Origin of the sequence: Sphaerisporangium krabiense, from assembly GCF_014200435.1 — a bacterium.
Classification (GTDB): domain Bacteria; phylum Actinomycetota; class Actinomycetes; order Streptosporangiales; family Streptosporangiaceae; genus Sphaerisporangium; species Sphaerisporangium krabiense.
Genome location: NZ_JACHBR010000002.1, coordinates 330,588 through 346,591 on the forward strand (window position 1 = coordinate 330,588; position 16,004 = coordinate 346,591).

Here is a 16,004-nt window from a genome sequence, read left to right on the forward strand (position 1 = left end):
GAGGTGACGGTCATGGCCGACCTTGCAGGAAACCCAGTAGGAAACCGCGCGGTCGTTCTCGGCGGGAGCATGGCGGGCCTGCTGGCGGCGCGCGTGCTGTCGGAGTCGTACGCCGAGGTGCTGATCGTCGACCGTGACAAGCTGATCGGGGTGACCACCGCGCGCCGCGGGGTGCCCCAGGGCCGTCACGTGCACGGACTGCTCGCCCGCGGGCAGCAGATCCTCGAGGAGCTGTTCCCCGGCTTCACCCAGCGCACCATCGCCGCGGGCGTCCCCACCGGCGACCTCGGCACGCTGCGCTGGTACTTCAACGGCGTGCGCCTCAAGCCGCGCGCGACCGGCCTGCTGTGCGTGTCGGCGGCTCGCCCGGTGCTGGAGGCCCACGTCCGCGAGGGCGTGCAGGCCCTGCCGAACGTCCGCTTCATCGAGGAGACCGACATCGCCGGTCTCGTCGCCACGCCCGAGGGCGACCGGGTCACCGGCGTGCGCGTGCAGCGGCACGGCGGCGGCGCGGCCGAGGAGATCATCGAGGCCGACCTGGTGGTCGACGCCACCGGCCGCGGCTCGCGCACGCCCGTCTGGCTGGAGGAGCTCGGCTACGAGCGTCCGGAAGAGTCGCAGATCAAGGTCAACCTGACGTACACGAGCGGGCAGTTCCGGCTGCGCGACGAGAGCATCCTCAACGGCGACCTCTCGATCAACCCGGTGTCCTCGCCGTCGCACCCGCGCGGCGCGTTCTTCTCCCGGATCGAGAACGGCAAGTCCGCGCTGTCGCTGACCGGCGTCCTCGGCGACGCCGCGCCGACCGACCGCGAGGGCTTCATGGACTTCGTCAAGTCGCTGCCGGTGCCGGACATCTACGACGTCATCAAGGACGCCGAGCCGCTGGACGACCTGGTCGCCTTCAAGTACCCGGCGAGCGTCCGGCGCCACTACGAGCGGCTGGAGCGCTTCCCCGAGCGCCTGCTCGTGCTCGGCGACGCCGCGTGCAGCTTCAACCCGGTGTACGGCCAGGGCATGACCGTCGCCGCGCTCGAATCCCTCACGCTGCGCGACCACCTGCGGCGCGGCGTGCCCGACCCCAAGACGTTCCTCCAGGACATCTCCAACGTCATCGAGGTGCCGTGGGGCGTCTCGGCCGGCGGCGACCTCGCCTACGAGGAGGTGGAGGCGCCCCGCCCGCCGATGGTGCGCATCATGAACAACTACATGGCGATGCTGCAGGCGTCCGCGACCCGGGACGGCGCCATCACCAGGACGTTCATGCGCGTCGCCGGGCTCGTCGACTCGCCGCAGGACCTGATGAGCCCGGACATGATGTTCCGGGTCATCTGGAACGCCAAGCCCGATCCGCAGCCCAGCGCGCCGAACTGGCAGGTCTCCCGGCCGGAGCTGGCGGACCGGGTTCCCGTTCCCGCCTGATCGAAACGGGACCCCGGACGGTCCGGCGGGCGGGACGGACGCTCCCGCCCGCCGGACCTCTTCGCGTCTTCCGGGAGCCCCTCGGCGTCCCGGGAAAGACCGCACGCAGGAAGATGCGCGCGCGACACGGGGCTGCCAGGCTGGTCGGCCCAGCCGCGTCCGCGCGCACCGGGCGCCGGCATGGGCTCCGGCGGCGACGCCGGGTGAGCGGAACGTCACGCGACCAGGGAAACGACCAGGAAAAGGGGAGTCCATGAGCGTCACCGTGGAGAGGCCGGGGCCGGCACGGGCGGCCGTGGAGGCGGCGGACGGCATCCGCGTCGTCGGAGCTCGGGAGAACAACCTCAAGGACGTGTCCCTGACCATCCCCAAGAACAAGATCACCGTGTTCACCGGGGTGTCGGGGTCCGGCAAGTCGTCCATCGTCTTCGACACGATCGGCGTCGAGGCGCAGCGCCAGCTCAACGGCACGTTCCCCGCGTTCATCCGCAACCAGCTCCCCAAGTACGAGCGGCCGCAGGCGGACGCGATCGAGAACCTGACCGCGCCGGTCGTCGTGGACCAGAAGCCGGTCGGCGGCAACGCGCGCTCCACCGTCGGCACGATGACCGACATCTACTCGGTCATCCGCGCGCTGTTCGCCCGCCACGGCTCGCCGACCGACGGCCTGGTCTCCACGTACTCGTTCAACGACCCCAAGGGCATGTGCCCCGAGTGCGACGGGCTCGGCCAGGCCGTCCGCGCCGACCCGGACCTGATGTTCGACAAGGCCAAGTCGCTCAACGAGGGCGCGATCCTGCTGCCCAACTACGGCGTGGGCAGCGCCGACTGGCAGCTCTACGCCAACTCCGGCCGGCTCGACCCCGACAAGCCGCTGAAGGACTACACCGCCGAGGAGTGGGAGCTGTTCACCCGCGGCAGCGGCTTCAAGGTGCAGCTCAACGTGAAGAGCGGCTCCTACAAGACCAACTACGAGGGCGTGATCGACCGCTTCACCCGCCTCGGCGTCAAGCGCGACCTGAGCACGGTCAGCGAGCGCACCCGCGAGCAGATCCAGCGCTTCATCAGCGAGGGCACCTGCGCCGCCTGCGACGGCGCCCGGCTCAACCCCGCCGCGCTCGCCACGAAGATCGACGGGCGGAACATCGCCGACTGGTCGCGCATGCAGATCTCCGACCTGATCCAGGTGCTCGGCGAGATCGACGACCCGGTGGCCACGCCCATCGCGCAGGCCGCCCGCACCGCCCTGGCCCGGGTGGAGGCCATCGGCCTCGGCTACCTCAGCCTGGACCGCGCGACCGCCACGCTGTCCGGCGGCGAGAGCCAGCGGCTCAAGCTCGTCCGGCACCTCGGCAGCACGCTGACCGGCATGACGTACATCTTCGACGAGCCCAGCGTCGGCCTGCACCCGCGCGACGTCGGACGCCTCAACACCCTGCTGCGCGCGCTGCGCGACCAGGGCAACACCGTGATCGTCGTCGAGCACGACCCCGACGTCATCCAGATCGCCGACCACGTCGTGGACGTCGGCCCCAAGGCGGGCGCGCACGGTGGCGAGATCGTCTTCGAGGGCGACGTCGCCGGGCTGCGCGCCGCGGCGACGCTGACCGGGGAGGGGCTGCGCCGGGCCGTGCGCGGCAAGGAGACCTACCGCGAGCCGACCGGCGCGCTCGCCATCACCGGCGCCACCCTGCACAACCTGAAGAACGTGTCGGTGGACGTGCCCACCGGCGTGCTCACCGCGGTGACCGGCGTCGCCGGGTCCGGCAAGAGCAGCCTGATCGCGGAGGTCTTCGTCAAGGCCCACCCCGACACCATCTTCGTGGACCAGTCGGCGATCGCCGCGTCCTCCCGCTCCACGCCGGCCACCTACCTCGGCCTGATGGACCCCATCCGCAACCTGTTCGCCAAGGCCACCGGCGCCGCGGCCGGGCTGTTCAGCTTCAACTCCGAGGGCGCCTGCGAGGAGTGCCAGGGCCGCGGCGTGATCATCACCGAGCTGGCCTACATGGACCCGGTGACCACGCACTGCGACGTCTGCGACGGGCGGCGCTTCAAGGACGCGGTGCTGGAGCACAAGCTGCGCGGCAAGTCGATCGCCGACGTGCTGGAGCTGTCCGCCGAGGACGCCGTCGAATTCTTCACCGAGGCCGCGCTGCGCCGCAAGCTGCGCCCGCTCGTCGAGGTCGGCCTGGACTACCTCAGCCTCGGCCAGCCGCTCAGCACGCTGTCCGGCGGCGAGCGCCAGCGCATCAAGCTCGCCACGCAGCTCGGCCGCACCGGCGGCGTGTACGTGCTGGACGAGCCCACCACCGGCCTGCACATGTCCGACATCGACACGTTGCTCGCCCTGCTCGACGGCCTGGTCGACAAGGGCAACACCGTCGTGCTCATCGAGCACAACCTGGACGTCGTCCAGCAGGCCGACTGGGTCATCGACCTCGGCCCCGACGGCGGCAAGTCCGGCGGCGAGATCGTCTTCACCGGCACCCCGCGCGACCTGCTGAACTCCGCCGAGTCGCTGACCGGCGAGCACCTGCGCCTCTACCGCGCGACGCACGCCGTGGGCGACCCCGCCTGACGGCTCGCGGAGCCGGAGGTCACCGACCGGATCCCTGGGAGACGAGAGGTGCCGGTCATCAGAGACGAGGCTTCCCCGGTCCGCGGACCGGGGAAGCCTCTTGTCAGTGCGTCATCGGCCATGAGGTCGTCAGCCGGGACTCCGTCGTCCGTCTCGGCGTCGCGGCCCGAACGCGTTGCTCATCTGCACACTTCTGTCGTGTACGTCTTTGAGATGTGTGAGGTGATCTTTCGGGTCGTCCATTTCGTGCACTGACCCTTCTTGTTGCGCTTCGCGCAAACACGACTGGACGTGGTCACCTTCGAGGTCACGGTCTTGTTCTGTGTGCAGCAGGTCTCCCGTGAGCTCAGCCAGCACGCGGCGATCAACGCGGTGGCCACGGCGACCACGGCGATGAAGCACACGCAGGCGAGGCCCAGAGTCGCCCCACAGGCGGTGGCACACGCGGCCGTGGCGACTTCGATGGCGATCGCCGCCGCCGCGAGGCAGGACTGGAGTTTGTCGTGGTTCAACCTCTTCCGGCACGCCCGCCCATCGAGATCCAGCCCATTGACGGGATCCTGCATCGCGTAGTCCTGACGGTTGGCGCAGCCGCCGGTGACCGGGTCGGACTGGAGCATGCGCCCGGTTCCCGGGTTGTAGAGGCGTACCCCCATGAGGACCAGCCCGCCCAGGGGGTCGGCCGAGCGCTCTTTGGCGCCGAGCCAGCCGAAGCGTTTGCCCGCGCCCGTGTCGTCGCGCGCGGCCCCGAACTCCGTGAACTCGAAGTAGGCGTCCAGGCCGGCCGACGCGGTGGTGCCGGTGGTGCCCACGACATCGTCGTGCAGGTTGGTCAGTTGCAGCTTGACCGTGCCGTCGCTCGCCTGCACGGCGGCCAGACGGTCGAACGCCAAGACGTACCGCGTCCAGGCCCCGTTCGTCTCGGAGATCCAGGCGGGGCTGTCGGAGCCGGAGGAGTAGTGATCGGTGATCGTCCCATCGGCGTCGCCCATGGTCCGGATCCGGCCGATCGGATCGATGGTGAACGTCTGCGACCGTCCTCCCTGGTCCAGGCCGGCGACCACGTCGTTGGCGAAGTACGCGCTGGTCACGTTTCCGCCGTCGGCTACGTGAGCGGCCGGCGTGGTCAGCACTCTTCCGAGATCGTCGTAGGTGTATCCGGGATCGGCGATACGGTCGGCGGCGTCGTAGGCGTGGGTGACCACCGCGGGCGCGGTGTTCGTCGAGCAGGCGCCCCCCGGCGCGGACGGGTAGGTGCTCAGACCGGTCCTGTTGGTGTCGGCGTCGTACGCGTAGACACGGGTGACGCATGACCGCGCCCACGTGTCCTCCGCTTTCGTGAGCCGTCCGGCCGCGTCGTACGCGTACCGCTGATCGCCGGCGGGACCGGTGGCGCGCACCGTGCGGGACAGGACGTCGGAGGTCGCGGTGAAACTCATCCAGGTGGCGCCGTTCTTGGCGTAGGTCAGCGAGGCCGGGGCGCCCGTGTTGTCGAACCTGTACGTGGCGGTGAGGCCGCCCGGCAGGCCGTATCCGGTCTGGCGGCCGTCGGCGTCGTAGGCCGCCGTGAACGCCCCCACACCGCTGACGTCGATCTTCGTCACCTGGCCGCGTCGCTCCTGCTTGCCGGCGGCGTCGGTGCCGTCGTAGGTGTGCGTGGCGGTTCCCTTGCCGTCGCTGACGGTGGCGGTCCTGCCGAACTCGTCATAGGTGTAGCTCGCGGTGTTGCCCGGCTCCGAGTAGGAGATGACCCGGCCCAGCGAGTCGTATCCGGTCGTGATGGTGCTTCCTCCGGCGCTGACCGTCGCCGGCAGGCCGGTGTCCGGGTCATGGGCGTAGGTGATGTCGGGCACGGGGGTGCCGCCGGCGGCGGCCGGTGTCACCGCGACCGTGGTCGACGTGAGACGCCCCGCGGCGTCGTAGCCGGAGGTCGACGTGCGCGTGGTGCTCCCGGAGCGATCCGTTCTGGAGGTGATCTGCTCCAGGTATCCATAGGTCAGCGTGGTGGCCGGTATCGGCCGGCCGGACGGCTGCGCGGCGGGTGCCGTGCGGCACGAAAGGCCCGACCACTGAGGCTTGTTCCCACATTCTGGAACGCCGGGCTGCGGGTCCGCGGTGTAGTAGTGGCTCACGGTGGTGCCGGCGTCGGCGCCGCCGGACCTGGGCATGCGCGACTCGATCTCGCGCCCGGCCGCGTCGTAGCGCGTGCGCTGGACGATATCGGCCTGCCCTGGCATGACGGTCGTGGCGCTCGTCGCCATCCGCAGCGTCCACCCGGACGTGTCGCCCGCCATGACCGGGTCATAGCCGGTCCTGGTCGTGCGAACGTCGCCGGCGTCCGGCGCCGCGGTGCCGTCCAGGACGAGCGGTTCGACCTTGGTGGTGGTGATCAGGTGGTATCGGATGGAACTGCTGGGCTTCCCTTCGTCGTAGGCGTACGTCGTGCGCTGCCGTGCCGAGACCACCGCGCCGGAGACGAGCACCACGGGACGCGCGGGCGTCAGCCGGGACAGGACGTCGCTGTCCTCGTTGTACACGTCGATTCCGGCGAGCAGGTCGGCGCGCTCGGCGGAGTCCCTGCGGCCGGCCACATAGGGATCGGTCTCCCCGTTCGGCGTCAGGGCGTGGGCACGGTTGCGGGGGGACAGATTCCAGACGACGTTCCCCTTGTCGTCGAAGCGGCTGGTGCCCACCTGCCAGGCGCCCGCCCCGTAGTCGGCCATGTTGACCGGCCGGCCGTTGACGTCCATGTAGGTGATCCGGCCGTACTCCCAGTCGCCGCCGCCCGGCCGGTAGGCGCCGTCGGTGCCCCGGGCGGGAACACGCGTCGCGGGAAAGACGGCGGTCCCCACCACGGGAAGATCGCTCGTCTGGCCCCACTTCGCCGTCTGTGTCACGGTGAGGTCGACCGGGGCGCCGGCGCCGCCGATCGGGACGTCGTAGGCGACCGCCTGGGTGAGGTCCGTGTCGCCGTTCTCGCGCTGGACATGGGAGATCCGGCCGCGTGTGTCGTACTCCATCCGCCATGGCGCCAGACCCGGCGGAGTGATCTGGGAGACGCGCCCTTCACCGTTGTAGTAGTACACCGTCGACAGGCCGAGGCGCGGGTCGGTGACCTGGCGCAGGTGCCCGGTCGTGTCGTACCGGTACGACGCGATCACGCTGGTCCTCATCGCGTTGGCCGCCGGGTCGAACGCGGTGAACGAGACGGTCCTGGCCTGGCCCGCGAAGTCGCCCCATCCGGACGCGACCCCCGTCGCCGTCGTGGCCGCGGCGTACGAGAGCTCCAGCGCCCGGCAACCGGCGGTCAGGGTGGCGCCACAGGTGACGCCCGCCGACACCGGCGCGAGCACACGGGTGATCCGTCCCTGCGCGTCGCGGAAGTAGGTGACCGCGGACTCGGTCGCCGACGACTCGGTCCGCGCGACGACCCAGCGGCCGAGGACCTCGGTGTAGGTGGTCTTGGCGCCGACCGGGTCGGTGAAGACCAGTTGATCCCCGGAGGGGGTGATCCGGGAGCCGTCGGCCGCGTCGCCGACTCCGGCGAACCCGGCGCCGTCCTTGACGTAGGACAGGGTCGAGCCGTCCGAGCCCAGCATCTGCAGGGACCCCGACTCTCCTTCGCCCACGAGGGCGTAATCGTTCGCGCTCAGACCGGCGGGGAAGCCGGCGCGCCAGCCAGGCCCGAAGATCTTGTTTTCGGCGAGTTGCTCGTCGGCGCGTTCGGCTTCGGGGACCAGCGTGGTGAGCGACCGGCGCACTTGCACGCCGAACAGGTCGGCGTCGGTGAGGCTGACGAGGTAGTCGCCGGACTGGAGGGCGACCTTGCCCGGGCCGACGTTCGCCGTGGCGTAGGAGCCGCCGAACGCGGACCGGTCGAGCGTCACCCTGGCCGGGTCGGTGCACTCCTCGCCGGTGGCACCGCCGGACAGGCAGGCCCGTACCTCGATCGTGCCGTCGGCGACGGACGCGTCATGGAGGGACTTGGCCAGGTCCCATGACAGCGGGCCGAAGTCTTCCGCGGTGTTCGTGCGGTTCTGCGGCCACGCCGCCAAAGGCCGGCCGGAACCCGGGACGGTAACGTCGGCCGAGGGCACCGTGACCCAATCGTCGAGGTCGTAGAGGCTCGCCCGGTACTCGTACCGGACGTCGGTACGGCCCGGCGGTGCCGCGGCGGCCAGGGTGACCGAGCCCTGGGTACGAGCGCCCGGCTTGAGACCGGTCAGGCCGCCGGCGCCGACCCCGAAGGTGTACGTGGCGAGCGTGGAGGTGTTGTGCCCCTTGTCGCGGACCTTGGCATAGAGCGTGTGCCGGCCGCTCGTGGCCTCGATCGGGAACCAGATCGCCTTCTGGTCACCGGTCCACCCCCAGCCGTCCTTCCGCAACTCGGGAAGGCCGGGATCATCCAGCCCCCACCAGATCTCGGTGGGCTCGGGATCCTCCGCGTCGGTGCCCTCGGTGTACACCCCGCACTCGGCGTCCGTGATCGGCGCGCGCCACTGGCCGGAGGGGTAGGTGCAGTGGATCTCGGCCGTGGGCGGTGTCGCGTCCACGGTGACGACCTGCCACTCCGACCAGGCCGAGACGGAGGAGCCGTCGCTCGCGCGGGCCCGCCAGCGCAGCTTCCAGCCGTCGCTCAGGTACCCGGACGGGATCGTGATCCTGGCCTCCGTGCCCGCGGGCACGTCGTCGACCGCCCCGGACCAGGCCAGGCCGGTGCCCTGCTGGGGGACGGACGGGTCATGCTCGACCTGGTACTCGGCGCGCAGCAGGCCGCCGTCGATGTCGCGGACGCCCGCGAAGAGCGTGGGCGTGAGGGTGTTGGTGTAGTACTTGTGGTCGCCGGCCGCCACCGGCTGCAGCCGCGCCTGGCCGTCGATCCAGGGCGTCGTTCCGAAGGTCACCACCAGCTTGGGCGCGGTGGCCCCGCCGTCGTCGAAGTACCAGCCGAAGCTCTCGGCGCGGTTCTGCTCGTCGCCGGGGGCCAGGACCAGGCCGCGGCCCGCCGCGCCGCCGGCCCAGGCCTTGGCGATCGCGGTCACCGGTATCGACCAGGGGGTGTCCTCGGTGTACGAGGTGGGGCCGCACACCGCGGGGGGCGCCGAGAGGACCTCACCGTCGGCGGTGGAGGCCGGCTGGCCGGACCACGTGACCGAGTTGGGGTTCCAGGTACCGGTGAGGCGGCGCACCCGGAGGCGCTGACCCGCGGGGCAGTGGAGCAGGTCGCCGACGAGCTCCAGCCTGGCGTCGACCACGTCCTGCCCGGCCAGGCTCGCGGTGTCGAACCGGATCAGCCCTCGGCTCACCCGTGAGCCGTTCGCCGCGTACCCGCACTCGTAGTCGTCGTTGCCGCTGATCGCCGGGCTGAGCTCCCAGCTCGTCGCCTCGCCGGCGTGCCCGTTCGTGCAGGGGGAGTTGAGGGTCCGCGCCGCGAGCGAGGTGAGGGTGGTGGTGGGATCGACCGTCACCGGGTAGCGCGTCCGAGGGTCGGCCAGGAACTTGGCGTCGGGTTCGAGGACGAGCGTCCGCCGTGCCTTCCCGCCCGTCACGCGGGCGGCGATCGGAGCGCGTGCCCCTGTCGCCCGTGCGGGCCGAGGGCCGTCGCCCGGGGGAGACTCGTACACGACCGGCGCGGGAGCGGAGGCGACGACCTCGCCTTTGCCCGTGCTGAGCTTCAGGCCGCCGTCTTCGGTGACGCCGAGCGTGACGCCCTCGGTCTGCACGGGAAGCTCGAATCTCACCGGTGCGGTGGGGCGCTGACGCAGGACCACATCGTGGCGGAAACCCGCGGGAAGGGCGGTCACCACGAGATCGGCGTTTCGGCCGGCGGCGTCGGCGTACGTGGCGACGGCGCCCTTCACGGTGGGCCTGGGCAACGCGGTCGGCCACGACAACGCGATGAACCGTCCGTCACCGTAGGACATCTTCGCCAGCGGACGGTCGCCGCCGCCGGCGGAGAATTCCACGTCGGCCTTGGTCGCGCGCGGGCGCAGCACACCGCCGGCCTCGGCCAGCGCCGGGTCCACCGGGACCCACGCCTCGCCCCGCTTGACCCGGGCGATCCCGCCCGCCGCCTCGATGGTGAAGGTGGAGTCGGCATTGGCGTAGGTGAGGTTCGACTCCGTCGTCTCGCCGGTGACGAGGACACGGCTGCCCTGGGAGCGCGCCGCCAGCGATGCCGACACGCGATCCGGGCGCTCGGTCACCGGGACCGTCCGCTCCGGCGACCGCGAGGGAGGGTCCTGTGCGGACGTCCGGTCGGCGGTGACCGGAGTCAGGGCCAGAGCAGGGGTGAGGATCAGCACCGCGGCGCGCCGTGTGAAGCGCCGGTGGCGCACCGTGGCGAAAAAGCTTGTAGGTAATCGGGACATCGGGCTCCGATCTTCGAAATGGGGTGAGGGAGAGGTGTCTTCGCGTGGTTCTTCCGCGCGCCGTTCTGAACGTCCGGCGGCCGGACCGGTCAGGATGAATGCCGCCGTGAAGAATCCGCGGACGAGGAATTCCTGTCATCTGTGCCCGCGGTGAAGGGGGTGGCGATCAATCGCCTTGGGTCTGCACCCATGCCACCCTCGGCGTCTCGTTGCCGGCGCAGGGCGCGAACGATTCCTTCGAGGTTCCGACCCACGGGCCGTATCGAATGACGTCGGTCGTGTATCGACGATCGCAGGAGACCTTGACCCGGTGGCTCCCGGAACCACCCGCGCACGTCGACACCCCGGAACCGCCGGTGAAGTCCGGTGTGTCCGGGAGGACGATGGCCGAGCAGCCGACCGGTCCCGCGTGGGCCGGAGCGGCCGTGACGAGGCTTGTGCCGACGAGCGATACGCAGGCCGCAGCCGATATCGCACACTTGTCGATGAATCGCATCCATGCTCCTTTTCGAGAATTGATGCCGCCCGACACGCCGGCGCGGTCGTGCGGCAGGTGGAGATCTCGGCCATGTCCGGGCGGCGTAAGACGCTACGCGCCGTGCGAAGCGCGCGACCTTGCATAGGATGCCGGAGGGTTCGAGCGGCGTTCTGGCGCCGTACTTGCGGCGCCCTTTTCCTTGTCGGCGGTGCGGCATTCCGAATATGGGATTTCGTCTCCGGTGACTCTCGGAACATTCATTCGCGGCCGGTCGAAATGAATGGGTGTCCGAGGGGACGGCGCTCCGGGAACGTCGCCGGCGTGCCAGGCCGGCCGGGCGCCCGGCCGGATGCGGAGGGAGGGGAAACGGCCCCAGACGCGCCCCAGGTGGCGGACGCCGCAATCTGGAAGGTGCGGGGAAGCCCGTGGGCCCTCAGCATTGACGTGCCCGTACCCGCCGCCGAGGACGTCCGCCGCGCGGGTGCGGTGACCGCAGCCTGGGGTGGAGGAGGACGTGGTGGTTGCTGGGAGCGGGGCCGAGCTGTGGGCGATGGCCCATCTGGGGACGCCCATGGCCGTGCGCGTCGCGGCGACGCTGAGGATCGCCGACCACATCGCCCGCGGCGTGGACACCGCCGCCGCGCTGGCCCCGGTGGTGAACGCCGACGCCGACGCGCTGGAACGGCTCATGCGCTACCTGGCCGCCAGGGGAGTGCTCGCCCGCGACGCCGAGGGCCGGTACGCGCTGACCGCCACGGGCGACCCGCTGCGCGACGACCACCCCGACGGCATGCGCGCCCAGCTCGACATCGAGGCGTGGGTCGGCCGCGCCGAGCTGGCGTTCGCCCACCTGCTGCACAGCGTCCGCACCGGCGAGCCGGCGTTCCCGCTGCTGTTCGGCCACACCTTCTGGGACGACCTGGCGCTGAACCCGGCGCTCGGCGAGGCGTTCGACGCCGCGATGGCCAAGGACATGCCGGTGCGCGCGCCCGCCATCGCCGGGGCGTACGACTGGGGGGCGCTCGGGCACGTCGTGGACGTCGGCGGCGGGGACGGCTCGCTGCTGATCGCCCTGCTGGAGCGGCACCCCGCCCTGCGCGGCACGGTCGTCGACCAGCCGGAGACCGCCGAGGCCGCGCGCAAGGCGCTGGCCGCCGCGGGCCTTGCCGACCGCGCGGACGCGGTGGCGGGCAGCTTCTTCGACCCGCTGCCGCCGGGCGCGGGCGGGTACGTGCTGTCGCTCATCGTCCACAACTGGAACGACGAGGCGGTGCGCGCGATCCTGGGCCGCTGCGCGGACGCGGCGGGCCGTGACGGGCGCGTGTTCATCGTCGAGAACATCGGCGACGACGGGGAGTCGCCGCACACCGGGATGGACCTGCGGATGCTCGTCTACTACGGCGGCAAGGAGCGCGGGCTCACCGACCTCGCCGCCCTGGCGGCGGACCGCGGGCTGGCCATCACCGGGGTCCACCGGGCGGGCAGGTTGTCCGTCGTCGAGCTCGCCGCTCGCTGAGCGGCGGGACGGGGAAAGGAAGCCGAGTGGCGGAGCAGGTGCTGGAGCAGGTCCTCGGACCTGCGGAGATCATCGCGGCCATGGTCGCCCCCGAGGGGCGCCAGAACCCGTACCCCTTCTACGAGGCGCTGCGGGCCCACGGGAACCTGCTGCACGTCAAACCCGGGCTCGTGGTCGTCGTCGGCTACGCCGAGTGCACGCGGGTGCTGCGGGACGGCCGCCTTGAGGTGCAGGACGACAAGAACTACGACCAGATCTACCCGGACTGGCGCTCGCACTCCTCGCTGCGCGGGTTCACCAACTCCATGCTCTACACCAACCCGCCCGACCACGGCCGGATGCGGCGCCTGGTGACCAGCGCGCTCACCCCGCGCCAGGTCAGCGGGCTGCGGCCCACGGTCGAGCGCATGAGCGACAAGCTGCTCGACCGCCTGGCCGAGCTCGGCGCGGGCGGCGCGCCCGTCGACCTGATGGCGGAGTTCGCCTTCCGGCTGCCCGTCGCGGTGATCAGCGAGCTGCTCGGCGTCCCCGAGGACAAGCAGGTGTGGTTCCGCCAGGTGGCGGCCGACGTGATGATCGCGCTGGAGGGGCTGACCAAGCCCGAGGAGCTGGCCATCGCCGACCGCGCGATGGACGACCTGGCGGCCTACCTCAACGAGCTCATCGAGCGCCGCAGCGCCGAGCCGTCCGACGACCTGCTGAGCAGGCTCGTCCAGGCCCGCGACGACGACGGCGACCGGCTCACGCACGACGAGCTGATGGGCAACCTGATGCTGCTGCTCAACGCCGGGTTCGACACCACCACCCACCTCATCGGGCACGGCGTGCTCCAGGCGCTGGAGCGGCCGGACTTCGCCGACCGGCTGCGCGACGAGCCCGGCTTCCCCGTCGGGTACGTCGAGGAGACGCTGCGCTTCGAGCCGCCGGTGCAGGCCACCAGCCGCTGGGCCCCGGCGGACGTCACCATCATGGACATGGAGATCCCCGCCGACACCAAGCTCGTCGTCATCATGGGCGCCGGCAACCGGGACCCGCTCCGCTTCCCTGAGCCGGACCGCTTCGACCCCGACCGGCCCGACATCCAGCCGCTGACCTTCGCCGCGGGCATCCACTACTGCGTCGGCGCGCCGCTGGCCCGCATGGAGGCGCAGATCGCCCTCCCCAAGCTGCTGCGCCGCTTCCCCCACCTGGCCGTCGCCGGCGAGCCCAGCTTCCGGGACCGCTGGCTCGTCCGCGGCCACGACTACGTTCCCGTCACGCTCGGATAGCCCGCCTCGCCGCTCCACCGCCGCCGCCCCCTGCCCGCCGCACGGGGCGGCGTCGTCATGGAGCCGTCATGGCGGGCGTCACGCGGCCGTGCGCGACAGCGCGGTCGCGAGCTCGGCGTCCAGGGCCTCGACCGCCGACAGGAGCTGCGCGTCGGACAGGTAGGGGGCCGGGCCGAGGCGCAGGCGCCCGGCACGGGCGTCGGTGCGGACGCCGCGCGCGGCCAGGCCCGCCTGCAGGCGGTCGGCGTGCGGGGTGCGCAGGGACAGGAACCCGCCGAAGTCCTCCGGGGCGCCCGAGCGGTCCCGGGTGATGACGTCGTCGGGCGCGCCGAGCGCGTCGAAGGCGGCGGTCAGCAGGCCGACCTGGCGCAACGACACCGCGCGCAGGAACGCGGGCGTCAGCCCCTGCTCCTCGAAGAAGCCGAAGACGTGCGCGGCGCGGTAGTGGCTCGTCGGGTCGTAGGTGGAGCCCGCGTACCGGGCGGCGCCGGTGGGGTAGGCGACCGCGCCGGGACGGTGCGCCGCGGACAGCTCGGCGAACTCCGCGAACCAGCCGGTGATCACCGGGCGCAGCGCGTCGGCGTGCGCGGGCAGGCGCAGGAAGCAGTTGCCCTCGCCGAGCTGCAGATACTTGTAACCGCCCCCGACCACCCAGGCGTTCTGGATGCCGTCCACCGAGAACGGGACGGCGCCGAGCGCGTGGTAGGCGTCCACGAGCAGCTCGGCCCCCCGCCGCGCGCACGCGCCCGCCAGCGCGTCCAGGCCGGGGACGACGCGGGCGCTCTCGAACAGCACCGCGGAGACCAGCACGGCGGCCGTGCGGTCGTCCACCGCGGCGGCCATCCGCGCCGCCAGCGTGTCCGCCGGAGTGGCCGGGACCCGCACCACCTCGACGCCCTCCTCGGCGAGGCGGGCGAGCTGCCGCCGCAGCGTGTGGAACTCGCCGTCCGAGGTGACCAGCCGGGGACGCGCCCGCAGGTCGAGCGCGGACAGGAACCGCAGGACGAGGTCGTGGGTGTTCGCGCCGAGGGCCAGCTCGGCGCGCGGGTCGCCGAGGAACAGGCGGAAGCCCTCGCGCACCCGCTCGGCCTTGGCGAACGCCGCCCCCCATTTCTCGTCCACCTCCAGCGCGGCGTCGCGGAACGCCTCGACCTGCCCGGTCAGCGCCACGTCCGGCCACGCCTGGTGGGAGTGCCCGGTCAGCAGCGGCCGCCGCGACACCTGGAAGGCGGAGTAGTGCGGCGCGAGCCGCCCCGACACGTCGCCGGGCGTCTCCGGCGCGAAGGGCGGCGTCCCGGTGAGGAGGACGCCGGTCGCGGTGGCCGTCACATCAACCCCCGCGCCGCCCACAGGTCGGGGAACAAGGGGGTGAACAGCGTGCCGCGCAGGTAGGCCGCGCCGGAGGAGCCGCCCGTGCCGTGCCGCACGCCGATGATCCGCTCGACCATCTTCACGTGCCGGTAGCGCCACTCCTGCACGGCCTCGTCGATGTCCACCAGCCGCTCGCAGATGTGCGCGGCGCCGCTGTCGTCCTCGTACACCTTCGCCAGCACGGCCTGCACCTCCTCCGACGGCTCCCACGGCGTGGAGAGGTCCCGGTTCAGCGCCGCGTGCGGCACGCCGTACCCGCGGATGAACAGGTAGGTGAGCAGCGAGTCGAACACGGAGGGACGGTTCATCGCCCGCTCGACGCGGTCGCGCTCCCGGCTGCCCGCGGGGTAGTGCGAGTACATCTTGGCGTCGCGGCGCCCGAGCGTCGCCTCGATCTCGCGGAACTGCGCCGACTGGAACCCGCTGCCGCTGCCGAGGCCGTCGCGGAAGGCGGTGAACTGGCGCGGGGTCATGGTCTCCAGGATGTCGACCTGCGAGATCGCCACCTTGAGTATCTTCACCGCCCGCGTGGCCGCCTGCATGGCGTTGGCCGTGTGCCCCTCGGTCAGGTCCTGCTGGAACTTGGCGAACTCGTGCAGGAGCTGCTTGAACCACAGTTCGTAGACCTGGTGGACGACGATGAACAGCATCTCGTCGTGCTGCTCGGAGTTCGGGTGCTGGGCGTCCAGCACGTCGTCGAGCGCCAGGTAGGAGGAGTAGGTCAGCACGGCGGGCGGGTCGACGATCATGGCGTCACCATCCGGCCCTGCGCGCGTGGACGGCGGCCTGCGGCGTGTCGCCGGCGCCGAGCGGCGCCGGTAATGACTGCGGCATTTCTCTGTCCTTTCCCCGGGCTGCTTTTCTGATTACGTGGTCCAATGCTGTGCCGCCCGCCGGGGCCGGGCCACACGAAGGAAAGTCAGTTAGTTGCCCGCCGATAGCAGCTTCCTGCCAGGGGAAAGCTGGACAGAATCTTCCTCCGGTGGATCGGGGCGCA

At 71.6% G+C, this 16,004-nt stretch carries 8 protein-coding genes; 4 read left to right on the forward strand and 4 right to left on the reverse strand.

Annotated features, from left to right (window positions below):
- Positions 1 to 12 precede the first annotated feature (12 nt).
- Together BJ981_RS29485 and BJ981_RS29490 are read left to right on the forward strand one after the other, a co-directional pair.
- Positions 13 to 1,422, forward strand: coding sequence for an FAD-dependent oxidoreductase (locus BJ981_RS29485; RefSeq protein WP_184616697.1), 1,410 nt, complete (start codon positions 13 to 15; stop codon positions 1,420 to 1,422).
- Between the two features lie 253 nt (positions 1,423 to 1,675).
- A complete protein-coding gene (locus tag BJ981_RS29490) occupies positions 1,676 to 4,003 on the forward strand; it encodes an ATP-binding cassette domain-containing protein (RefSeq protein ID WP_184616698.1) in 2,328 nt (775 codons plus the stop codon).
- Between the two features lie 179 nt (positions 4,004 to 4,182).
- Here the strand turns inward: BJ981_RS29490 and BJ981_RS29495 are convergent, their stop codons facing one another.
- Positions 4,183 to 10,209, reverse strand: a complete 6,027-nt coding sequence (locus tag BJ981_RS29495) for a DNRLRE domain-containing protein (RefSeq protein ID WP_184616699.1) — start codon at positions 10,207 to 10,209, stop codon at positions 4,183 to 4,185.
- A gap of 331 nt (positions 10,210 to 10,540) precedes the next feature.
- A complete protein-coding gene (locus tag BJ981_RS29500) occupies positions 10,541 to 10,870 on the reverse strand; it encodes a hypothetical protein (RefSeq protein ID WP_184616700.1) in 330 nt (109 codons plus the stop codon).
- Between the two features lie 499 nt (positions 10,871 to 11,369).
- Between BJ981_RS29500 and BJ981_RS29505 the strand changes: the two genes are divergently transcribed.
- On the forward strand, positions 11,370 to 12,368 hold the full coding sequence (locus BJ981_RS29505) for a methyltransferase (protein WP_239139815.1): 999 nt from the start codon (positions 11,370 to 11,372) through the stop codon (positions 12,366 to 12,368).
- A gap of 26 nt (positions 12,369 to 12,394) precedes the next feature.
- A complete protein-coding gene (locus BJ981_RS29510; RefSeq protein ID WP_239139816.1) occupies positions 12,395 to 13,636 on the forward strand; it encodes a cytochrome P450 in 1,242 nt (413 codons plus the stop codon).
- Positions 13,637 to 13,714: 78 nt separating this feature from the next.
- Here BJ981_RS29510 and BJ981_RS29515 read toward each other — a convergent pair whose 3' ends face one another.
- The gene (locus BJ981_RS29515) at positions 13,715 to 14,965 is read right to left on the reverse strand and encodes a kynureninase/PvdN C-terminal domain-containing protein (RefSeq protein ID WP_221315407.1); all 1,251 of its coding nucleotides are present in this window, start codon (positions 14,963 to 14,965) and stop codon (positions 13,715 to 13,717) included.
- On the reverse strand, positions 14,962 to 15,756 hold the full coding sequence (locus tag BJ981_RS29520; RefSeq protein ID WP_184616701.1) for a tryptophan 2,3-dioxygenase: 795 nt from the start codon (positions 15,754 to 15,756) through the stop codon (positions 14,962 to 14,964). The genes BJ981_RS29515 and BJ981_RS29520 overlap by 4 nt, the downstream gene beginning before the upstream one ends.
- Positions 15,757 to 16,004 lie beyond the last annotated feature (248 nt).